The sequence below is a fragment of the Microcoleus sp. K4-B3 genome, from assembly GCF_036704615.1.
Classification (GTDB): domain Bacteria; phylum Cyanobacteriota; class Cyanobacteriia; order Cyanobacteriales; family Microcoleaceae; genus Microcoleus.
In genome coordinates, this window is the sequence record NZ_JAUBSF010000006.1 from 14,249 (window position 1) to 37,147 (window position 22,899).

General features: G+C 45.8%; 19 protein-coding genes and 1 pseudogene. 9 read left to right on the forward strand and 11 right to left on the reverse strand.

What is annotated here, in order from left to right; all coding sequences use genetic code 11:
* Positions 1–19: 19 nt before the first annotated feature.
* Positions 20–166, forward strand: coding sequence for a hypothetical protein (locus tag QUA78_RS04960; RefSeq protein ID WP_333304856.1), 147 nt, complete (start codon positions 20–22; stop codon positions 164–166).
* A 184-nt stretch (positions 167–350) separates the two neighbouring features.
* Here QUA78_RS04960 and QUA78_RS04965 read toward each other — a convergent pair whose 3' ends face one another.
* Entirely contained in the window at positions 351–965 is a 615-nt protein-coding gene (locus QUA78_RS04965) for a Uma2 family endonuclease (protein ID WP_333398617.1), read from the reverse strand.
* 191 nt (positions 966–1,156) lie between these two features.
* On the opposite strand from QUA78_RS04965, the gene QUA78_RS04970 reads away from it, so the two are divergent.
* The 3 genes from QUA78_RS04970 to QUA78_RS04980 all read left to right on the forward strand — a co-directional run bounded on the left by QUA78_RS04970 (position 1,157) and on the right by QUA78_RS04980 (position 4,712).
* Positions 1,157–2,557 (forward strand): DUF2157 domain-containing protein, encoded by a 1,401-nt coding sequence (locus tag QUA78_RS04970; protein ID WP_333398619.1) that lies wholly within the window; start codon positions 1,157–1,159, stop codon positions 2,555–2,557.
* A 98-nt stretch (positions 2,558–2,655) separates the two neighbouring features.
* Positions 2,656–3,354 (forward strand): GDYXXLXY domain-containing protein, encoded by a 699-nt coding sequence (locus tag QUA78_RS04975; RefSeq protein ID WP_333301824.1) that lies wholly within the window; start codon positions 2,656–2,658, stop codon positions 3,352–3,354.
* A gap of 236 nt (positions 3,355–3,590) precedes the next feature.
* Positions 3,591–4,712 (forward strand): hypothetical protein, encoded by a 1,122-nt coding sequence (locus QUA78_RS04980; RefSeq protein WP_333398620.1) that lies wholly within the window; start codon positions 3,591–3,593, stop codon positions 4,710–4,712.
* A 132-nt stretch (positions 4,713–4,844) separates the two neighbouring features.
* On the opposite strand, the pseudogene QUA78_RS04985 reads toward QUA78_RS04980, so the two are convergent.
* A pseudogene (locus QUA78_RS04985) lies at positions 4,845–5,508 on the reverse strand (class I SAM-dependent methyltransferase).
* 100 nt (positions 5,509–5,608) lie between these two features.
* Here QUA78_RS04985 and hemH point away from each other — a divergent pair.
* Positions 5,609–6,772: a ferrochelatase gene (gene hemH, locus QUA78_RS04990; protein ID WP_333301822.1), complete on the forward strand. Its 1,164-nt coding sequence runs from the start codon at positions 5,609–5,611 to the stop codon at positions 6,770–6,772.
* Between the two features lie 188 nt (positions 6,773–6,960).
* On the opposite strand, the gene QUA78_RS04995 is transcribed toward hemH, so the two are convergent.
* The gene (locus QUA78_RS04995) at positions 6,961–7,572 is read right to left on the reverse strand and encodes a DUF4126 domain-containing protein (RefSeq protein WP_333301821.1); all 612 of its coding nucleotides are present in this window, start codon (positions 7,570–7,572) and stop codon (positions 6,961–6,963) included.
* 387 nt (positions 7,573–7,959) lie between these two features.
* Between QUA78_RS04995 and QUA78_RS05000 the strand changes: the two genes are divergently transcribed.
* The 4 genes from QUA78_RS05000 to QUA78_RS05015 all read left to right on the forward strand — a co-directional run bounded on the left by QUA78_RS05000 (position 7,960) and on the right by QUA78_RS05015 (position 10,232).
* Positions 7,960–9,246, forward strand: a complete 1,287-nt coding sequence (locus QUA78_RS05000; RefSeq protein WP_333301820.1) for a Glu/Leu/Phe/Val dehydrogenase — start codon at positions 7,960–7,962, stop codon at positions 9,244–9,246.
* Between the two features lie 16 nt (positions 9,247–9,262).
* Positions 9,263–9,424 (forward strand): hypothetical protein, encoded by a 162-nt coding sequence (locus QUA78_RS05005; protein ID WP_333301819.1) that lies wholly within the window; start codon positions 9,263–9,265, stop codon positions 9,422–9,424.
* A 68-nt stretch (positions 9,425–9,492) separates the two neighbouring features.
* A complete protein-coding gene (locus QUA78_RS05010; RefSeq protein ID WP_333301818.1) occupies positions 9,493–9,909 on the forward strand; it encodes an element excision factor XisH family protein in 417 nt (138 codons plus the stop codon).
* Complete coding sequence (locus QUA78_RS05015) at positions 9,897–10,232, forward strand: XisI protein (protein WP_333301817.1); 336 nt, start codon at positions 9,897–9,899, stop codon at positions 10,230–10,232. Before QUA78_RS05010 ends, QUA78_RS05015 begins: the two co-directional genes overlap by 13 nt.
* Positions 10,233–10,322: 90 nt before the next feature.
* On the opposite strand, the gene QUA78_RS05020 is transcribed toward QUA78_RS05015, so the two are convergent.
* The 8 genes from QUA78_RS05020 to QUA78_RS05055 all read right to left on the reverse strand — a co-directional run bounded on the left by QUA78_RS05020 (position 10,323) and on the right by QUA78_RS05055 (position 22,723).
* Positions 10,323–11,411 carry a formylglycine-generating enzyme family protein gene (locus tag QUA78_RS05020; protein ID WP_333301816.1) on the reverse strand — a complete coding sequence of 363 codons (1,089 nt, stop codon included), beginning with the start codon at positions 11,409–11,411 and terminating at the stop codon, positions 10,323–10,325.
* A gap of 458 nt (positions 11,412–11,869) precedes the next feature.
* Positions 11,870–14,764: a ribonucleoside-triphosphate reductase, adenosylcobalamin-dependent gene (gene nrdJ / locus QUA78_RS05025; RefSeq protein WP_333301815.1), complete on the reverse strand. Its 2,895-nt coding sequence runs from the start codon at positions 14,762–14,764 to the stop codon at positions 11,870–11,872.
* A gap of 21 nt (positions 14,765–14,785) precedes the next feature.
* Positions 14,786–16,615, reverse strand: coding sequence for a group II intron reverse transcriptase/maturase (gene ltrA, locus QUA78_RS05030; RefSeq protein ID WP_333301814.1), 1,830 nt, complete (start codon positions 16,613–16,615; stop codon positions 14,786–14,788).
* Between the two features lie 644 nt (positions 16,616–17,259).
* Positions 17,260–17,661, reverse strand: coding sequence for a hypothetical protein (locus QUA78_RS05035; RefSeq protein ID WP_333301813.1), 402 nt, complete (start codon positions 17,659–17,661; stop codon positions 17,260–17,262).
* Between the two features lie 62 nt (positions 17,662–17,723).
* Positions 17,724–17,873: a hypothetical protein gene (locus tag QUA78_RS05040; protein WP_333301812.1), complete on the reverse strand. Its 150-nt coding sequence runs from the start codon at positions 17,871–17,873 to the stop codon at positions 17,724–17,726.
* A complete protein-coding gene (locus QUA78_RS05045; RefSeq protein ID WP_333301811.1) occupies positions 17,870–18,157 on the reverse strand; it encodes a hypothetical protein in 288 nt (95 codons plus the stop codon). Before QUA78_RS05045 ends, QUA78_RS05040 begins: the two co-directional genes overlap by 4 nt.
* 163 nt (positions 18,158–18,320) lie before the next feature.
* Entirely contained in the window at positions 18,321–20,483 is a 2,163-nt protein-coding gene (locus QUA78_RS05050; protein WP_333301810.1) for a DUF4394 domain-containing protein, read from the reverse strand.
* Positions 20,484–21,058: 575 nt separating this feature from the next.
* Positions 21,059–22,723: a hypothetical protein gene (locus QUA78_RS05055; RefSeq protein ID WP_333301809.1), complete on the reverse strand. Its 1,665-nt coding sequence runs from the start codon at positions 22,721–22,723 to the stop codon at positions 21,059–21,061.
* Positions 22,724–22,899 lie beyond the last annotated feature (176 nt).

Consider the following 22,899-nt stretch of genomic DNA (forward strand, 5'->3'; position numbering starts at 1 on the left):
CAGTTAACAGCACAAGCTGATGGGCCACCATTGCCGCGCGCCAAACAGTATTGCGGTGATTGTGGCTAGTACGGCTATTTTGCCAGCACTTGCTTCACCGATCGCCAACCCCTCTCAGATTCCCAGTCCGCAGGCGATCGCCAGTTTGATCGACAGCACGAAATAATTACGGTTGCAATTACCATAAAACCCTATGAGGGATTGAAACATCAAGGATTGTAATCCTCGACAACAAATGATTCATAGTTGCAATCAAACTAAAACTCGATCGGCGATTGAAACAAAATTCTGCGTTACTAGCAAAAGTGACTGGTTAGATGAATGCTAACCAGTTAGCTATTAGCCTGGCCCTAAACCTCTCCACTCAAAATCTGTTGAACCGTCAAATTTAGCTGTGGAAACATCGGAGATACGATCGCCTCTCCATCCCGAAACACCCCAACCTCAACATATTGCCCATCCTCAAGCAGCAAAACTGTCACTACTTGTTCAATTGGATCGATCGCCCAATACTCTGCGATGCCCCGCGCTGCGTACTGAGCTCGTTTGCGTTGGCGAAGCCCTCGAAGAGGATCGTAATCCCGATCCCTGCCCACTCTACCCGGACTGACTACCTCCACAACAAACCGAGGAGGCAGCATATCGAAAGTGATAGTTAGCCTGGTTGCTGTCAGCGGAATGTGTTCAGGTTCCAGAATTATCAAATCGGGGTAGCGGTTGGCGGCATCGGACGAGCGCAAAACGGCAACTTGAACCTCGCAATTATGCGTTTTAATCAGCCTGAGTGGCACTAGCCCGCTGCTAGCAAAATAGAAAAATAGATAGTTAGCAATGAAATTATTAGGTTCAGATTCTGGTGGCAAAGCTATTAACTCCCCATCAATTAACTCATAGCGTTGACCCGTATCATTTGAGTAATTAAGGTACTCGTCAAAAGTTAATTTTTTAGATTGAGCTTGTACCATAATATTACATTCCTTGATTTATTCGTTCCTTTCTGCTGGGAGTTTGTTTATGTAAAAACGGTTTTAACAGCCGAAGGATATCAATCAAAACTGTTGTGCAAGTTCAGCAGGTGTCCCAGCCTCCATCGACAATCGACTCACAAGTGACATATTAAAAACTATCACAGTTCAAATCCTCTGGAATATAAACAATGATTTCAGATAAATTTCGGCGCGAGTTGCGAGAACAAGCCAAACTCTGGCAAGCAGAAGGACTCATCGATACTTCATTCTACCAACAACTTTCCGAACGCTACCAATTCAACACACTCGAAACCGCCTCCCGCAACCGATTCCTCAGCATTCTGATGAGTCTCGGCGGCATTCTCCTCGGTATAGGAGTCATCACCTTTGTAGCCGCAAACTGGCAAGTTTGGTCGCGCGAAGTGAGAGTTGCGCTGCTGCTAAGTCTTTTCGTAGCAGTCAATGCAGCAGGTTTCTATCTGTGGCGAATTCCCCCATCCCGAAGCAACAACTCCCCTCCCAATCTGCCCGCAACAAAAGGGCGAAACAAACTCCTAGGTGAAGGATTGTTGCTATTAGGTGCTCTGATTTTAGGAGCAAATATGGCTTTGATGGCGCAAATGTTCCACATTGGCGGTTCTTCCTACGGACTTTTCCTTGCTTGGGGAATCGGCGTGCTCGGAATGGCTTACAGTTTGCGGTTGACTTCCTTGGGTGTTTTGTCCGCACTTTTAATCGGTTGGGGCTATTGGCTTGCCGTGTTAGATTGGTCTTCCAAAGTCGAGTTTTCTTGGCTGGAAGTTTTGGTGCGGCAAATGCCGATCGCAGCCAGTATAATGTTTGTGCCGCTGGCTTATTGGTGTCGATCGCGTGCTATTTTTGCCATAGGTGCGATCGCGATAATTTTTTCCCTACAAGTTTCTATCGTCCAAGGCTTAAATCTAACCTGGGGTACAGCAATTTTTTGCGCCCTACCGCCCGCTTTGCTGTGGGGATACGACGATGCAATCTGGCCGAAGGTACGCAGCAAGCTGTTTCAACCTACCGCCCGCAGTTTAGCACTGCTGTTTCTCGCCGGTTTGTTTTATTTTCTTTCTTTCCACTGGTTGTGGCAAGATTCGCCGAATCCTGGGCAAACTGAGCCCGATTGGGTTTTGCTGGCAAATGTGGTTGTTTTGGGCGGTTTCACGCTGTTTGAGTGGCTGCGTTTGGGACGTTTGGAACTGCGGCGACCAAGACAAAAAGCAGTGGATTTGACTACAAGTGCGATCGGCATTTTAATCCTCGCCAGCGCCTTTATACCGCTTTTTCACCTCAGTTTTACTCCCATTCCTCAATTAGCGACTTTTCTGTTCAATGTTTTCTTATTTTTGCTCGCTGTCGGCTTAATCCGAGAAGGTTTAGCTTTAGGCAACCGCCAGACTTTTTGGGGAGGGATGGTATTAATCACCCTGCAAATTATCAGCAGAGTATTTGAATATAACACAGGATTGTTGCTCAAATCTTTTGTCTTTGTTTTGTGCGGAATTGGCGTAATTGCTGCGGGTTTGTGGTTCGAGCGCCACTTCGCAAAAATTCCCGATGAATAGAAATTATTCATTTCTCTCTTCTCTCACTCAGCGCCCTCTGCGGTCTCTGTGGTTTAATCATTCCGAAACAACCGTAAACAATATAACCCATACATAACATGAACACAAACAACATTGACTTATTAGTTAAAAATCCAGATACAACAAATCTGTTTCAGCTTCCCCCAGAAGCAAAACGCCTTCCTGCGTGGCGGCTGTGGGTTCCTTTACTCCTGCAAATCGGACTAATTGCCGCCGTACCCGCCACCGCAGTTTACACTTTTATTACTGGCAAAACAGTTGTCCTACAAACAGCACCAGTAGACCCTTACGATTTTTTGCGCGGATATTACCAAGTTTTGAGCTATGATATTTCCGATCGCACCAATCTCGAAAAACTCCCCGGCTGGAAAGATTTACCTGCCGAAAAAACACCTTGTCCGCCCGGGGTTGCTTGTCCGCAAAATACGCACAATCCCAAGCCACAAACCAGTTTTTATGTAATCTTAGAAGCGCCAAAAGCGGCGACTAATCCGGGCCGCCCCCAACCTTGGAAACCCGTCCGCGTCAGTCTCAAAAATCCCACCAATTTGCCCGCCAATCAAATCGCAATTAAGGGCAAATATAACAGTTGGCGGATGGAATACGGCTTAGAAACTTATTATATGCCAGAGGATGAAAGGGAAAAAGTCAATCAGGAGATTAGCGAAGCTCAAAGGAATCAGCGACAATCTTTTTTGGTAGAAGTAAAGGTTGACAAAACAGGCCATGCTGTGCCTGTGAGTTTGTGGGTGCGCGATCGCAATTATCGATTTTAGCCAATAAGGCCAAAAGGTCGATCGGTCTTTTAGCCTTGTTTTGAGTATTTTGGCTTAGGCATGGAGCGGAGGTTGGGGAATTCCCTATCATTCCCGAAGGCACGCGGGTTCGGGATAGCTTCGCTGGCGCGGACATTTCAATTGCCGACAAACCAGGAGAATCTATTAAGATATATAAGACTTGCGCAAATCTTGCCAATTCAAGGGCGCAACTCATGACTCTACTGGAGCTTCTCATGTTAGCCGAGCTAATCTCTGCCAGACGCATACTCAAGACCAAACTGCTCGAATTTTTAGGACTTCCCGAAAATTGCCAAGACAAAACCGATTACCTCGTCAGCAAAATTGTATCCGTGCTGGAAGTAAATCCCGCCGAACAAGAAAGATTTTGGGAGACATTCAAAAGTGAATTAGCCGTCGATCCCGTAGAATTAGAAGCAATACTCAAGTGTTCGCCAGCAGAACGCCAGCAGTGGATTGAACAAGGCAAACTCCCTATTCTAGAATACCGCTCTTTTCGCAAATCTGGAATCCATTTAGAATATCCCGTTCACGACAGAAGATTCATCTTAAGTCTAACGGAAACTGATATTAATAATTGGCGCAAAGAACCCAAAAGGCTGATTCAAAATAATCGCCCAACAGCCTCCCCAATCAATACAGAAAACCGCGAAGAAAACGAACAATCCCGAGGAGCTTTTAGTTCAGCTTGGGAAAAAATCATTGCCGACTGGAAAGAACAAGGTTCGGCGGAAATTTCAGCAACCTTCCAGCTAGCTTACTGGACAGTTTGGGCGTCGCGGTGGGCCAAAGAAAATCAGCTCAACAGCTTTAAAGCAATTAAATATAAGGAAGTATACGAAACTCACCAGCAGGAATGGTACCAGCGAAAAAATCAAGCTGTCAAGTTACTGATTGAGATGCCCTACGCCATGCTTTACTTCTACCGCCCGGCGGATGCTGACAAATTATATCTAGAACTGTGCGACGACCACCAGGAAATGATGAAAGATGGCTACTATTGGGACAAGTGGGAGTTTTTCTATCAGAACCGCAAATTGGTAAATAAGTGCCGCGAATGTGTGTACTCCGAAACCAAAGATTATTACTCGCTTTACTACCTGGAAATCAAAAGCGACAAGTTTCCTGATTTTAGTTTTTCTTTCCACACGCCGTACACAATTGGCAGAAAATTTTTGCCGCATCCAGAAACGTTGCCTTATGTAGACCACGTAGAACAGGACGGCATTTTTCGCTTTGGCCGCCCGCTGCTGGAACAAGAGAAAGTTATTCACACAGAAAAGGATGTATTGCTCAAGTTTGAGGCGGCTTTGGCAGAAGCGAAAAAGTTTGTTTAGTTATGAGTCATTAGTCATTAGTAGACAAGATTGCATAATTTTTTGATTGATAGGGAAACCGCAGATAAAAGTAGATAAACGCAGATGCTTTTCCAGATTGTTTGTGAGTTTTGCAATCTTGTCTACTAATGACTAATGATTAATGACTTTTGACTTTTGAACTTGGATTACTGGAATGCTGCCGCCAGGATAAAGTTTTGGTTGCTGAGCTTCTTCGGAATTGTACGATCGCAATCCCACCTCTGCCAACAAACTCCCCAAGTCAGTTTCGAGCAACTTCCAAGCAGTTTCAGTCTCAAACAACCACAAAAATACAGCCAATCCTGGCCAAAATACCGGATTTGTGGGCCGATAAAAATCTACCAAAATGAATAGACCACCGGGCTTAAGCACCCGGTATACTTCCAGAAAGATTTCTCGCAACTGCGCCGATCGCATTTAGTGCATCGCAACGCTGCTGTGCACTCCTGTCAAACTGACTGTCGGGAAAAGGCATCGACTCAGCAGCAAAAGCTTCTACATAATTGGCTGATGGTACATTTTTCCTTGCCCGTTCCAGCGAGCGCGGTGAAGCGTTAAGTCCTGTGACATCCTGGGAATATTGCACCAGAAACTGCGTAGTTTGACGGCTGCTGCTGCAAAGGTCTAAAACTTTAGTTTCCGCGCTGACGGTCAAATTTTGCAAGGCTAGTTGGCTCAAACGAGCCTCGCCGCCTGCGCTCAAAGCTGCCAGACGCGCGATCGCATCGTAGAGCCACTGATACCGATAACTTAAATCTCTAAAAATTGTTGCCACAGTCAAAATTATGTATACCTTGCTATCGACTTAAGATATTATTAAGTTATATGATAAAGATAAGTAACAGAACTGAGACGATGGGAGAGCTGTAACCGCTATGGGTCGTGTGGGAGTATTGCTATTAAACTTGGGCGGGCCAGATCAAATCGAGGATGTCCGTCCTTTCCTGTTCAACTTGTTTGCTGACCCGGAAATCATTCGCATTCCGTTTCCGTGGATGCAAAAACCGCTCGCCTGGTTGATTTCGACCCTGCGTTTTCAGAAATCCCAGGAAAACTACCGCCAAATCGGGGGCGGCTCTCCTTTGCGGCGGATTACCGAGGAACAAGCCGCTTCGCTGCAAGAACTCTTGCAAAAAAAGGGACAGGATGCTCGAGTGTACGTGGGGATGCGCTACTGGCATCCTTTTACCGAAGAGGCGATCGCCAAAATTAAGCGCGATCGCATCGAACACTTGACAATCTTGCCGCTGTATCCTCAATTTTCCATCAGCACCAGCGGTTCTAGCTTCCGGCAGCTAGAAGAAATGTGGGGCAAAGATCCTGATCTCAAGGATATAGAATATACCGCGATTCCTTCTTGGTATCAGCGGCCAGGCTACATTCAGGCAATGTCGGAATTGATTGCCCAAGAACTAGACCACAATCCCGATCCCGATCGAGTTCACATCTTTTTTAGCGCCCACGGCGTCCCCGTCAGCTACGTAGAAGAGGCTGGAGACCCCTATCAGCGCGAGATTGAAGATTGCACTCGTCTGATTGTGGAACATTTGGATCGATCGAACGAACACACTCTAGCTTATCAAAGTCGGGTTGGCCCGGTGGAATGGCTCAAGCCTTACACCGAAGACGCCATTACCGAATTGGCAGAAAATGGAGTGCAAGATTTGTTGGTAGTTCCGATTAGTTTCGTTTCCGAGCACATCGAGACTCTACAAGAAATTGACATGGAGTATCGAGAATTAGCAGAAGAATCGGGGATTCAGAATTTCTACCGAGTGCCCGCCCTGAATACTCATCCGGTGTTTATTGAGGCTTTGGCCGATTTAGTCATCGAGTCGATCGAATCTCCCAGCGTTAAATTCTCTGATGTTATACGCCCTTCCAAGAAAGTGAAAATGTACCCTCAAGAGCAGTGGGAGTGGGGTTTGACGACGGGGGCGGAAGTCTGGAATGGTCGTGTGGCGATGATTGGTTTTATGGCACTATTGCTGGAGTTAATTACCGGTCACGGCCCGCTACACTCGATCGGATTGCTTTAAATTGACAGTTGACTGTTGACTGTTGACTGTTGACAGTTGACAGTTGACTGTAGTTACAAAGGACTAATGATATCAAATCCGTTGGGATCGGAATTATTCCTCTCTCTCTTCTGGAGACTCAGCGCCCTCTGCGGTCTCTGCGGTTAAATCATTCCGAAACAACCGTAAACGAAATGACTAATCACCAATTAATCTGGATCGCGCTTGTGGCGGCGGGGATTTCCCCTATCGCCCGTTATTCCCTGACTTCTGTACCAGCGATACCACTCTTTAGAACTGCGAATTGCCAGCCACAGCAGCATCATAGCAACTAGCCCTCCCTGCCGCGGAGCGTCAAAGGCAAACAAAACCAAGGAAATGCACAGAACATCTTGGAGGAAAATCACCCAAATCGGCAAACCCCGCAGTCGGTAAAGCCATCCTGCTTGTACCAGTTGCAGCACTAAAGCCAACAAACCTCCGACAACACCAATAATCCACAGCATCCAAGGGTGAGCAATAATTTCGTCGATCGAACTTACCTGAGCGATCGCAATTCCCATAATTGCTCCTACAATGGGACTGAAAATAATTTGCACAACTTGTAGCACCCGCTGTCCCACAAAGGTTTTAGAAGCAAATAATTCTAACAGCGACCAACTCACCAAGATGGCGATCGCCACTTGGGGGTGAACCCCCGACAATAGAGGTATTTCCGACCAAAGTTTGTCAATCCGCAACAAACCAATTAACAGCAGGGGCAGGGCAATTCTCATACCCCCTGCCGCAGACCCAGAGAGTGCGGCTAGGAGTCCAACCATAATAATAATTCAGTTGATAACGTCAGCTAAAGCCTCGATCTATTTCAGAATTTAATTTCCCTGATGGCTGGCTGTGATTTGAGCGATCGAACTCAAATTGTGGCTTGAGCTTAAATATCACCTTCTATTGTAAGTGTATCTGCTTAATCGCTGCTTGGCACTGCGAGATTGTCGATCGACACAAGGTAGAGAGCACTTATGCCAAAGGCACTTATGTAGAAGACACTTATGCAGAATTACACCGAGATTGTGATTAAATTAGAAAGGATCGCAAAACCACCAGGTAATCCAAAATAATTAAATTTAAGATGCCAGCTAACCAAGAGTTTTGCGGCAAATTATTCTCCTGTCTTCCTTCTTCCCTCGAACCTCTTCCTTCCTCTTACTATGTCTGATTCATTATTTGCCGATGCCAGTCGCCGATTAGAACGAGCCTTAAAATATGTGTCGCTTTCCGAGGATACGATCGAACGGCTGAAATATCCCAAATCTAGTTTAATTGTATCGATTCCCGTGCGGATGGACGACGGTTCCCTGCGAATTTTTCAAGGTTATCGGGTGCGCTACGACAATACCAGAGGCCCATCTAAAGGAGGAGTTCGCTATCATCCAGAAGTATCCCTTGATGAAGTGCAATCCTTAGCATTTTGGATGACGTTTAAATGTGCAGTTTTGAACTTGCCCTTTGGGGGAGCCAAGGGCGGAATTACTCTCAATCCCAAGGAATTGTCCAAACTGGAATTGGAACGGTTGAGCCGGGGCTATGTCGATGCGATCGCAGATTTCATCGGCCCCGATGTCGATATTCCCGCCCCGGATGTCTACACCAATCCCATGATTATGGGTTGGATGATGGATCAGTACAATATTATTAAGCGGCAGCTTTCTCCAGCCGTGGTGACTGGTAAACCAGTGACAATTGGCGGCAGCTTGGGCAGAGATACGGCCACAGCAATGGGTGCTTTTTTTGTAGTAGAAACTATCTTACCCAAATTTGAGCTAAATCCTCAAGATACGACTGTAGCAGTACAAGGTTTTGGTAATGCCGGCGCAGAAATAGCAGAACTGCTCTGGAAAGCAGGTTACAAAGTTGTTGCTGTCAGCGATTCCCAAGGGGGAATTTATGCTAAACAAGGGCTGGATATCCCCAGTATTCGAGGCTTTAAAGACTCTAACAAAGGTATCAAAGCTATTTACTGCGAAGGTTCAGTTTGCAATATTATCGAACACGAAATCTTGACAAATGAACAGCTTTTAGCATTAGATGTAGACGTGCTGGTTCCAGCAGCTTTGGAGAATCAAATAACGGAAGCCAATGTTAATGATGTTAAGGCTAAGTTTATTTTTGAAGTAGCTAACGGGCCGATTGATTCTGCTGCTGATTTGGTTTTAGAAGCGAGGGGGATTCAGGTAATTCCTGATATTTTAGTCAATGCCGGAGGCGTAACGGTTAGTTATTTTGAGTGGGTGCAAAACCGCAGCGGGCTTTATTGGACGCTGGAGGAAGTCAATCAGCGGTTGAAGCATAAAATGGTCGAAGAAACTGAGGCAATTTGGAAAAAATCTCAGGAATTGTCAGTTTCCATGAGAACTGCAGCTTACGTGTACGGGTTAAATCGACTCGGAGAAGCGATGAATGCGAAGGGAACGCGGGATTATTACATAAACGGTTGAGGGAAGTGCGGTAAGATTGTGCGATCGCACAATCTTACCGCACTTATTCGATAAGAGTGCAGTCTACCAACCAACTTGGCAAAACTTGGCTTTGAATTGGGGAATTTTAGGCCTGCACGCAGCAGTTTATTTAACCGCCACTTTGCTGTTGCAGAAGCGGAAAGATATTTTTAAATAATGCACGATGGGTCGTTGCTCCGACGCCGCCCCTGAAAGGCAGATCAATTTTTTGGTATAATTACTTCTATGCCAAGACAAGACATCTATCATGATTGCGTCAAAAATGCTTTAGCCAAAGAGGGCTGGGAAATTACAGACGATCCGCTGACAATCGAATTTCAAGACCTGCGTCTCTATGCGGATTTAGCAGCAGAGAAGCTATTCGCTGCTGAAAGGAATCACCGAAAAATTGTTGTAGAAATCAAAAGCTTTACGAGTCCTTCATTAGTTTCCGAACTAGAAAAAGCTGTCGGACAATACAATATATACCGAGGCTTTTTGAGGCGGCAGCATCCCGAAAGAGAAATATATTTAGCAGTACCTCAACAAATTTATCAAGGATTTTTTATGCGTATTTCTATTCAAACGATCGTTCAAGACCAAGAAATTAAGTTAATTGTTTTTAATCCAAGTTCTGAGGAGATAGTACAATGGATAAGTTAGAAAAGTATCGGCAGATAGTTCAAAAAATTGTAGCCGTTCACGGACAGTATAAATCCAGCCAGCCAGAAATTGAAAGTCTGACAATTTGCGATCGACAAAACGATAACTATTTATTGATGGGTGCAGGATGGAATAAAACAGGCAGAGTTCACAATATTGTTTTGCACCTCCGCCTTCGCGAAGGGAAGATTTGGATTGAATGGGATGGTATTGAAGAAGGAGTGACTCAAGAATTGCTAGAAGCTGGAGTTTTACCGCAGGATATCGTGCTGGCTTTTTATCCTCCAGAAATGCGGGTTAATACTGGGTTTGCAGTGGCTTAATATCAAACCAAATCCGAGTCTAATACTCCTTGTCTGTGTAACGATAGTTGTCAACATGGGAGACTACAGCACAGAAGCAGAAACCGGAGACTACGCGGAAACCAGAGCCACGCGAAAACCGATGAGCGAGTTGCAGTTGCCCGCCGATACCCAGCTACGACTCGCACTGCGACAAAGAACCGCAAGGCTACGCCAAGAACCGCCACGCTGCACTCGGGTATCATTGCCATTTACCCAGGAATATCCGTCATCAGGTGTGCCCTGATAGTCTTCGTGCCATCTATCGCTGCACCACTCCCAAACATTGCCGTGCATATCATACAACCCAAAGGCATTGGGGGGAAAACTCCCGACATCGGTTGTTTCTTCGCGCCGAAGTCCTTTGGGGGCGTTTGCGTAGGGGAAGTTTCCGTTATAGTTGACTAATTCCGGGGTAATGGTTTCCCCAAAATGAAATGGGGTTGTTGTACCCGCACGACAGGCGTATTCCCATTCTGCTTGACTCAGCAGGCGATATTTTCTCCCGGTTTGTTGCGAGAGTTTGCCACAGAATTCGACGGCCATATCCCACGATACTTGTTCTACAGGACATTTTTCGCCTTTGAAATGGGATGGGTTGTTTCCCATCACTGCTTGCCACTGTGCTTGGGTGATGGAGTATTTGCCTGCAAAAAAAGCTGGTACTGTGACTTGATACTGCGGACTTTCGTACTCGTATAGTCTTCTTTTGCTTTTGCGGGAACCCATCATAAATGTGCCGCCTGGAATGTAAACTATTTCCAGTACAATTCCGTTACCTAAGTCTTCCGAAAAAAAGTGAGCAAAGGACTTTCTGCGACTGCTTTCTTTTCCATACGCATCGACTGTGATGACATCAAATTCAAAATAGTTACGTAAATGTTGTTTTAATTTCTCCTTATCCCTATCTTTCAGCAGGGAATAGGCAGCTAATTTCACCTCCATTGACTCATCCCCCAATGCTTGAATTATTAAATCCAAGCCTGCTTCTTCATATTTCACCGCTTCAGAGAGTGCGGCGATTCTAACTTCGACAGCGGGCGAAGCTAAGCGGCTTTTAACGCCTGAGATGCCTCCGAGTATCGCAGCATTGACAGAAATTAAATTTTGACCGCCGAGAACGGCATCGTATTCTCTAGGTTCATTTTGATGGTCTGACATTGCACTAAAGCCTCTGCATTTTAATTCAGCACAACTTCACTCTATGATACCAAATCAGGCTTAAATATCCTCCTCATTTCTTAGGCTCTTAGAGAGGCACAAAAGTTTGTGTAGATGCGATTTCCAGTCGCCAAATAATAAACTCAGTTCGCGATCGCACTCCGACTCCTCGAAACCGGGTTTTTTACCGAGTGTACGGGCTGCAACGCGTCTTTTCGTAAAAAACCCGGTTTCTGGGCCCCCATGCGTAAGTCCTAAATTAGTAGGGTGCGTCAGAGGCGAAACCCTCAATCATCGCCTCATAACCAAAGTCTGACGCACCATACAACGCCAGGGCGGGTTTACGAGATGATTGATTTTAGGCAATTATTGTTGGTAAAATCCGCCCCTACGATTTTTGGTGAACCTGCACTTAAAGATAAAAAAATCCCCCGTTTGGGGGATTTCATTAAACGCTATTACATAGTCTTAGTCTCCGGCATCAGACACTTATCAGAATCGCAGCCCGCCGGCCCCGAATCCATCATTTCACCCAAGTCATAGCGACTCAGTGCCGCGTGAAAAACATCAATTTCGCGGCGCGCTAAAGTCTCTTCCACCATCTTGGTGTAAGTTTCCTTGCTCACCGGTTCAAAGGGCAGACGCGGGAAAGTTTCAAGAGCATCAAAGCGAGCCAAAAGCGCTGCGGAAATGTAGCCTTCATCATCGCGAATCGCTTCATAAATCCGAGTGCCCAAACTTTCCACTTCATTTTCGCGCAGTTCAATCGTGGCCGAAGTGTTATGTCTGACATAGAACTTTTGCACCTGCATATAAAAGTCCATTTGTGCCGCTGCTGAGAACTTATTAATGTCAATTTCATCAGCACCGGCTAAATCAGCCCAACTTACCGCAACGGGTATTTCTACCAGCCATTCTGTACAGCGTTCGTCGAAGGGATTGTTCAACAAATTGCCGTTTTCATCTTTGTCAGATTGAGACGGAATCACGTTGTATCCGTAGTCGATGCAGGCGAGGGCTACGGGGTCGTTTTTGCCGAAAGTGATTCGGCGAATAAAACGCTGGGCTTTCGGCGGATGCCAGCCGGGGGAAGCACCTGTCAGCAGAGATTTAGTACCCGATGGTTGAACGGTTGTGCAGCGATTTGGGCGTTTTAAGGAATGGCGATCGCAATAATCCCATACTACCCGATTCACAATCTCGCGCCAACCAGTCAAATACTCTTCTTCCCGCTGTTTAAAAGCGATTCCTTGCGGAGTTTGCGGGCGGCCTTCCACCCACCAGCGCAGCCACTCCACGCCAAAAGCGTGAACGAAGAAATCGAACAATCCCGTGAAAGATACGCCGACAATCGGGTCTAGTTCGCGGCTGTATTGATAGCGGGGTTCAAGAAATTTGTGATTGAGAAGTACCGCGACAGATAGAGCCGCCGCCTTGAAAGCTTCCTCCTGTTCTTTGAAATTGTAAGGGTCAATTTGATTGAGGTGAACCTCAGAAAGATTACAGTTTCCAGCTAGGGTATTGCCGAAAACTCCCTTATGAAACTCTGGTTCGTTGAAGCAGTAAGTATCGTGCAATCCTGGTAATTCTTCGACACTTCTGACCACTTGCCATTTACCTTTGTGTTTAGCATTCGTCCCTTTGCTCACATCTAACCGCTGACAAGGAATTTCACCACAGTCAGTAATTTGCAAGTAGTACAAATCCCGACTTCGGACACCGTAATTAGTAATTGACCCTTGATGAGCGCAAAGATTTAGCGACGAACGAATACCACATTTGGTCAAAAGTAACTGAACTCTGAAAGCGCGAGCGCGGTCAGAAATATAAATTCTGATACCATTACTGTGGGTATTCGAGCCGTCCGTATCGGCTAATCCAGCAATAAAATGTAAAATTGCTTGCCGATTCCAGCTCGCAATTACATTTAGTGCTTCTGGGTTAACTTTCAAACTTTTCAGCAACTCTCCAGAAAAGCTCAAGTTAGTTACATCGGTAAAAGCAGGTAAATAGTCATAGCTTCTTTCAGGAGACTTATTTCCTGCTACTGATAATGCCATTTTTTGTTCGTAAAGTCGAACTTTCGCATTGTCATTTTTGTCGGTAGTTCCATCTCCTACAGCCACTCCCAAAGTGTAAGCATAACTTGAATCGATATTCAAGCCATCTTCATACTGAATTGTAAAAGGTTCAGTATGAATGCTATATCGACTTGTATCCATCAAGTCTTTGGTTTGAACTTCTCTGTAAACTTTACCAAAGCGATCCTTGACAAAAAAGCGATGATATTCTGTCGCATCCAGATAAGTACCATCACCAAACTTTACACGATAAAGTTTGCGTCGCCCGCTACAAGTATCACTCGCTGTCTTAAATGGTGTGACGCAGCTCCATCTTTTACCATTCCAAATCTCAATTTCAGTTCCAAGAACGTCCTTTATTTTATGCAGTCCGTCTCTAGTAATTAGCAGAGTGTCGCCACTGACACAATGAAAATTAGAGCCGATGATTTCACCACAAGGGTTTAAGCCCATGCGGACTAACCGATGCTCTAATTCTTCCGCAGTCATATTAGGATGGCGTTCCTGCAACCAATCTTTAGCTTTTCCTTCGTCGTAAGCTTTCAAAAACTCAAGTTTAAGACTCGGTGTTGAAAGTAAATCAACGTTAGATCGAGCTACAGCTTCGCCGGCCCATTGAATCGCACCTTCGCCGCTGTAATACTGTTTGCGGACAGCATCAATACATTCTTCTAGTGTAGGTTTGGTATGGAAAACTCGCGTATGGTTTGCCATCCGAAGGGCATCGCGTTCTGGATCTATTCTCCAGTTGCCTTTATCATCTTGCTGCCACAAATTATTTTTAGCATTTGCCCCTAGTTCGTCATCGAAAGAAAACTGACGAATTCCCGCGCTTCGGCGAATATTGCCAGCAACAATTGTCACCGCCGCTTCATCTATCAACACGCAGCATTCAACGGAATTTAACTGCCGCCCTAAAGCTTTATTCAAAATTGCGGCGCAGCGCTGATAAAGGTCGGGCAATTTCACGGGATTTGCTACTCCCCCAAAACCTTTTAAAGGTTCTCCCACCGGGCGAACGTCGCTCAAATCGATGAATACTTGAACTTCTCCTGCAAATCTTTCATCTGTGGATAATTCCAGCAAAGTTTGATAGGAGTTTACCCAACCTTGGCGAGAATCTCCGACATAAATAGTTGCGGTTTTTTCTGCTATTTTTACTTCTGTTTCTTGACGGCGCAACTGGGCGGGTGTAGAGCCTATTTCGCCTTGCATGGTTAGGGTTAAACGGTTGCGAATCGGCGGCAGTTGGTTGATATATTGTGGTTCCAAGACTGCCCCAGTGCCATTAAACTAAGCAACACCCTCGCGAGTGCTACTCGTCTCCAGAACCGGACATGAGACTTTCACCTCATCCGGCTCCTCAGAAAACATACCTTTGTTATAGGAACTGCTCAGACTGCCATCTCTGGCTGTCTTTTGGTCATGGCAATGTCTATGCAATGCTTGAATGTTCTCGAACTTCTTTTTCCCGCCCAAGCTGATTGGTAGAATGTGGTCAAGCTCAATTTGATCTTCCGTTGTAAAAGTTAGATCGCATTGGGCGCATTTTCCTTTCTGCTTGTGCAAGGTTTTGGCGAGTAAAGAGGGAATTTCTTTACTCTTCCCAGTTCTTGAACCCCAGTAGACGAAATCACCGTTAAATGGTGAAGCATCGCCTTTAACCTTGATATGGCGAACAATCTTAGTCCATGTATGCTTTGACAAGATATATCTTTCATCTGTGTCTGGGTTGATATAACCAAACACCCAGTTATCCCCACCTACTTTTGTCCAGTATTTCTCAACTACCCATTCAGCACCCTTATTAGGATGCCTGTATCTCGCCCACGATGTTAGCTTGGTATAAATCAGATGATTCAAATCTCTGAAAGCATCTGTTGAGCAAGCAGATGAGTAATAGTTAGCCCATCCTTGAATGAGGGGGTTGAGTTTCTGAATTAGCACTTTTTGTGGTGCGGATTTATGGGAATCGATGATGTCAGATATAGCCTTATAGTGACGTTGTACCGTTTTTTTGCTGGGTTGGATGATTGTTTGGAATCCCAGGATTTTTCCTGATTTGGGTGCTTTAGCGCTCATCCCATCGTTGACTGGAAATTGTCGTATGTTAAAACCCAAGAAATCAAATCCAGGTTGTTTCCCTTCATATTCTTCAAAGGTGTGACAAATTATAGTCTTGCTTGGTTTTAGTTCCAAGCCGATGTCTTTTAAGAAACCTTCAATGACGGCTTTTGCCCCTAATACAACATTGATGTCTTCGTGAATAAGCACGAAGTCGTCTGCATAGCGAATCAAACTGAGGGCATTCCGGTTTTGCTTTTTCCCGTGGTTCCTACGAGTAGGTAGGGTGTTCGCATATTCCTTAATAGCCTCTTCCATTCCGTGTAAAGCAATGTTTGCCAGTAGCGGAGAGATAACTCCCCCTTGTGGTGTACCTGCTTCTGTTGGGAATATATTCTGCCCATCCATATATCCAGCTTTTAGCCAGCTACGGATTAACTGTTTCATGGAGGGATAGGTGTTTACTTTGCTCAGCAGTTTTTGATGGTCAATGTTGTCAAAGCATTTAGAGATATCTGCATCTAAGACATACTTAGCTTTGCAATGGATAGCTAAGTAGATGGCTTCGATGGCATCATGTGTTGCTCGCCCTGGTCTAAACCCGTAACTATTTGGCTCAAAGTAGGCTTCCCATTGTGGTTCTAAGGTTAGTTTGGCTAATGCCTGTAAAGCCCTATCTGTTATTGTGGGAATTCCTAGGGGTCGCTTTTCATCTGTCCCTGGCTTAGGAATCCAGATTCTTCGGGTTGGTTTGACCTTCCCGGTAATCTTTAGATTTTTTGCTAGTTCCAAACGTTGAGCGTAATTGAGGGATTTTACTCCGTCTATTCCCGCTGTCTTCTTGCCTCGGTTGTCTTGGGTTATTTGTCGCGTTGCTAGAAGCTTAGCGTACCAGGACTTCATCAAGGTTTTCTGGAGTCGTCGCATTGCTTTGACATCCCCACGTTGAGCAGCTTTATGTATGCGCTTTTGCAACTTGAACACCATCCTCTGAATTTTCTTCCAGTTGATGTTGTTCCATACCGCCGTAGTCTTAAAACTCGTTTTAGTCGTTTTCATTGCTACTTGTACCTACATATATCTGTTTTCCGTGAGTCCGTCAGCATATCCTACGAATTACCGCAGGCATTAGCTTCTGACTCAATCTCGCCACATAGCTCATCCGGTTAGCACCTACTCAGGTATCGACCTCCTGAGAGAAACTATGTGGTTACTTCGTTCCTGATAGTCATTGGTTGAGAGTTTAGGTTTCTACTGTTCACCGGGATTGCGAGTGGTGCAGACCACAACGGATGCTATTGGGGTCACTCTATCCTTGCCTTTTGGCACAGCCTGTTAGTCCACTAGGCTGTTTTATATGATCACGATGATTCAGACGTAGATTTGCTTTCGCTAACCATGCTCTCTTGCTAGTTGGAGTCGAAGTCTGGACTGACTTCTTACCACCGTTCATTCCCGCTTCACGGATTGATGGCTAGTCGCTACCGTGGGGAAAGTGCTTTCACCCTTGCACTTAGGGGGCTGGACTTCATCAGATATTTATATGCTTTCCAGATTTACCATTAGATATTTGTATGGCTTGTGCTGTACTGACATTATCTATTTCGATGTCACCAACATGACTATCAAGTTGTCAAGGTTCTTACCTTTATTGGTAGACTTACCTTGCGGCTAATCCCCCAAACCCTTGTGAGGTTTGGTTTCTAGCCAACGAGTCGCACGCAGCCCATCATTGCCAAATCCATCAACAAACCAAAGGAACGCCAGTCGAGAATATTTGTTGAGGAGCAATTATATGCGCCGGAAAAATTCTCTGGTTGCTCGATCCATTTGCTGCCACCTACCCACAGCCAGCGGCCTGAAGCGAGGGTTTTGAGCTGGTTTTGCATCCGGTGCAGCAGTTGTGTTTCTTCGGGGGTGAGGTTTCCCAGCTTTTGCAGCCCCTTGACTGTTCGATCGCACACTTGGGCCCAAGTCTCCCTTCCCGTCTCGGTACGGCGGCTGTAAGTCCTGAAAAATACTGGATTGGCTGCGGGTGCTGTTTCGGGGAAATCGGACAGGTTGCGTTGATCGCTGGCACTCGATCGCTCTAATTCTCGAACCATAGGTTGTGTACTGACGTGTGGGAATAAATCAACAGACTACGAATATACAACAGGAATCAGATTTAGGGTGAAAGCTTGACAAATTTCACAATTTCCACTAAATATGGGGCATAGAACTCTACAAACTCGATCGGGCGATCGCCTAAAAACTTGACCAAAAAACCCGATTTCTTCCAGAAACCGGGTGAAGCGCAAATGTTGTGAATTGTCAATCCTTTGTCAATAAAAACTCAATATTGGGTAACAGCGGGTCTTGAACAACCCCCACACCGTTAAATCCCCAACGTTCGAGTAGCTTTTTTACCTGAGAACCGGAAATCGATTCTACTCCGAATCGATCGGCAACATCAGCAGCGTGGGCGTTGAGATAACTCAAAGCGTCATAGTCTTCACTAAACATCAGCAGGTAACTCACGGCCGAATCTGGATTGGGATTCGCGGAGAGATATTTGCCGTCACTGCGGGAACGTAGCAAGTAAAAAACTTGAGATAACATCTTATCTTGGTTGTCAAAATAATATGTTACCTCAAATTGGGAATTGGGAATTGCCCAAACGATTTTAGACTGACAATTTGAGATAGTAGAAAAGTTGACTTGTTTTCAATTTCCCACCTAAAAACTACATAATTGATGCCTAAAATTGCTGGGAATCTAGCAGTTAAATCAAAGTCAGTGCTAAGCCTTTAATCCCTCGCCCGTCGCCAATTTGACCGACAATCGAAGCTTGACCGGTCGTCAAATTGATATTGTACAGGCTCGAAACTCCGCCAACCTCGATCGCAGCCAAAGCCGTCTCGTTACCGCCAACACTCCTGACATCAAAGCCGAGAACGGTACCAGCATCAACTCCCAAAGACCCGATCGTATTCAACACCCCATTATTCGGCGGATCTTGCCGCACCAGAACGTCTAAATTTGTGTCAATTGCAAACAGCCTTGTCGAAGTTGCCCCTGCAAAGTTATTCACATACGCAGCCCCCACACCCGCCGGAGGATTGCCAAAATTGCGATCGCCCGCAGCATAAGCCAAATTCCCGTCGAGTTGAATTCCCCCAGTCAGCGTGTCAAAATCGACAATTGCCCCGGTATCTGGGTTGAGGCGGGCGTTTTGACCGGCTTGATTGACAAACCGAATTCGATCGACTGTCGGATTGAAATCAAAACCCGCAGCCCCCGGAGTTAGGGGAACAGCAAACTGCCCGCTACCGACTTGACTTGCAACCCCAGTCACCGGATTGATGGCGTACAAGCGATTGCTAGAACCCACACCGTAAAGCACACCGTTAGCGGGGCGAAAATCAATCCCCAGCAAACTTTCTCCCGGCTGCAACCCCGTAACTCCTGCGTCGCTGAGAATCGCCCGCGGTGCCGCCTCATTAAAACCGACAATTGTTTCGGCGCCATTTCTGACAGTTAAGGCGTAAGCTGTAGGCAAAGGCAAAGCCAAACCGTTAATCTGTCTCCCGTCGGCAATTTGACCGACAAAGGAAGCTTGACCGCTACTTAAATTGATATTGTACAAGCCCGAAACGCCCCCAACTTCCAGTGCCGCCACTGCGACATCGCGGCCGCCAAAACTCCTGACATCAAAGCCGAGAATGCTAGTTGCATCAACTCCCAAAGATCCGATCGTATTCAACACTCCATTATTCGGCGGATCTTGTCGCACCAAAACATCCAAATCGCTGTCAATTACAAACAGCGTTGTCGAAGTTCCCGCTGCAAAGTTATTCACATACGCAGCCCCAGCAGCCGCTGGAGAACTTCCAAAATTGCGATCGCCGGTCCGGTAAGCCAAATTCCCGTCGAGTTGAATTCCCCCCGCCAGCGTGTCAAAATCCACAACTCCTCCCGTATCCGGGTTGAGGCGGGCGTTTTGATCGGCTTGATTGACAAACCGAATTCGATCGACCGTCGGATTGAAATCAAAACCCGCAGCCCCCGGAGTTAGGGGAACAGCAAACTGCCCGCTACCGACTTGACTGGCTTCCCCGGTTCTCGGATTGATAGTATACAAGCGATTGCTAGAACCCACACCGTAAAGCACACCGTTAGCCGGTCGATAATCAATTCCCAGCAAACTTTCTCCCTGCTGCAATCCAGTCACGGGCAAATCTGAGATCACACTTCCCGGATTGGAAAGACTAAAACCGACAATCCGATTAGCAGGAGTTAAAGCATAAGCCGTTGTCAGCGCTGGAGGTGGGGGATTGGGAACAATGCTGCCAATATTATTAGTGAAATTTGCTTGGTTAATCGAAGTTTGTCCCACCCCTTTGAGAGTAGCGAGAAATTCTCCAGTCACCCGGTCTTGAATAACAGTATCGTTTCCAGCGTCCAGAATATTTAAGTCGCTAAAACTGACACCTTCGCCCAAACCGATTAAATCTGTACCGACTGCAAAATCGGCGATCGCGTCAGCATTTGCCAAACTAACACCGCCGCTGGTACGGAAAGGGTCAGCCTCAGCGTAGCGCCTCAAAACAAATACGTCTGCCCCGTCTCCGCCTATCAGGAGATCGGTATCTCGATCGCCCGACAAAACATCATTGCCGGAGTTGCCCGATATGGAATCCCTGCCTTTCCCGCCCACTAAAAAATCGCTACCTTCTCCGCCGTTAATATTATCGTTTTCTAAATCGCCAAAAATCGAATCTTGACCAGAATTGCCATCAATTAAATCGCTTTGCTTACCTCCAAAAATGCTGTCATTACCAGAGTTTCCGGCAATGGTGTCATTGCCCATCAAACCAAATATCAGGTCATCTTCTGAAGTTCCTGCTAGCAAATTTGCTTGCGCGGTGTCTCTAATTTCTGCCATGCTCTAATCACCCTCTAATTTTGATACTTCCGTGGCCTAACGGCGGCGGTATTCTCAGTCAAAATATCACAAATTCGCACTTTTAGGATAGTTTTTATTATTTTCGGCTTTAGGGGTGGGTTGCAATAAAAGTATTACACGCAGCTAAAATGAGATATAAACCTGCCCCCCGATTCAAATAAACCCACTCCTAAATACAGATCACTTAACCCTATTTTATAGTTTGCTGTGTAGCCAAGCGCGATCGCAGCTCAACTGCAAACAGGCAAGCTGAAATTTTTAGCGGTGCGAACCTATGAAACTTTGTACTGCGTTCATTAGTAATATACGCTGACTCTATAATTTTGGATCGGTACAGTCAGAAATTATTTTTCAACTTTAATCTTAAAGCCTGCGAAGGTGGGCTTTGTGTGTGTAGCGGCGACCACCATCGCTCAATATAAAGTGGAGTATAAATGCGGAATTGGCATAATAAGTTAGTCGAACAGTCGTCTGAAGACGACTTAAGCTTTCAGGCAGGGGTTTAAGCCCCTGCCTGAATGGGAGTTTCACGTTCGATCCCTTCCCCTGCTTTTTCACGCTTTCAGCAGTGCTTTAGAAGCTGATTGCCCTGCGAGTCTCAGTTGCGATCGCAATTTGAGATTCAACAACAGCAACACAGTCCACTGACTGAGTATGGATAGCAAAATGGTATTTCCTGACGCGGCTGTCAGAAACGGCGAAAACCCAACGCCAAATATTGAAGACACCCACAAAATAGGAGCTTTTTCTGGGGTCAGCGACAGCATAGATAAAATCAGAGGTGGCAACAAGATAGCGCTACCGATTGTGAGAACGGCAGAAATTTCCTGATTTCGAGTTTTTGCAAATAGGAATAGTTGGGTGATGGCTGCGTAAATTAGGATGAGATTCAGACAGCAAATTACACCCCAAAATCCGTTTATATCATTTTTTTCCAACAGCGCCCAAGGTGTTAAAATTATTACTGAGCTGAGGAAATTGATCGCGATCGCAACTACAGCCGGACTTTTTTCGCTCCAAATTAAATCGAGTAGCGGGTAGCGCCGCCACAACTTGTGACTGCTGGGAACGATTTGTTGGCGATACCTCGCCCAATCGTACAAAGATTGTCTGTCAGATGTTAAAGCTGCAATTAAAGCTAAGAACATCAGCAAATTCAAGATAAGTAAACAGATTAGATTAGCGTTGTCTGGGGCGTCTGATTGGAGTGCAAACCCTAAAAATATTACCTGACAGCAGATAACTAGCAAATAACTTTGCCGCTTGCTCAAAACTGTAGCACTGGGATTTGGAAAGCGGCGCTGCCATCCCTGCCACATCCAGTACGTTCCTATACCACAAACCAAGAGAGACAAAGCAAGGCCACTCGCAATATTTGTACCGACTGGCGAGTAAAACCATTGCAACTTGTCTAAGTTTTCAACTAACGAATCGAAATCAGTTTTATTAACTAGAAAAAGCTGATATCTCAGGATAGCAAGGGGAGACAAAAAATGTACCACATCCCAAGCAGCTCGCGTGAGCGGGAACCAAGAAATCCCAAACACCACAAAAACCGTACCGCTAGCCAACCAAGGTTGAAATCCTCCCAACCAACTGGTTGTCAATCCACATAGCATCGCAGCGCTGTAAAATAAAGCACAGCTAGCTGCAACCGCTGTGTAGAAACATAAAATTTCATTCAGGGGTATTTGAGCGGCTAATCCAGCGTACAAATGCAGCGGTACTGTCAGAATTGTTGCTAAATACAGTAAAATAGGGACGCCCAGAATTTTGCCGAGAAAAATTGTTTTGGCAGATTGGGGACTGAGGCGAATAAAGTTGAGGGTGCCGCGGCGTTCCTCCTTGTCTAAGTCGCTGACCAGCAGATAAGTCCCTGCTACTAATAAAGCTAACACGCTCAATATGCTCAGCCAAATGAATATCTCCAGCCACCAGTTCGGCCAGTTAATGGCAAAGTTGCCCAAGGCATCTCTGACGCACTGTTTCTCATAGGAATTGGCAGTCTCTAAGCAAAATCTGTGATGGATGGGGTAAGTGTACTTGCCATTAGCAGGGGAAACGGGTATCTGGGCGCTGAAATACATCAACAGCAGCAGTTGAGCGCTTAGGGAAAGGGCAGAGACGATCGCCATATTGCCAGTATTCAAGCGGCCTTTGATTTCTCGAAATAACTGGGGATTCCAGTTGCCTATTTTGTCTAGTAAGTGGAGTGTCATGGTTTATTGGTTGTTAGTTATTGGTTATTGGTTATTGGGAATGGGTGATGACTCAGTTATAATTCACTGTCTCTCTCGTTTGTATCGAAGTTTCGATCCCCCTAAATCCCCCTTAAGAAGGAGGACTTTGAGTGCTTCTAGTTCCCCCCTTCTTAAGGGGGGTTAGGGGGGATCGG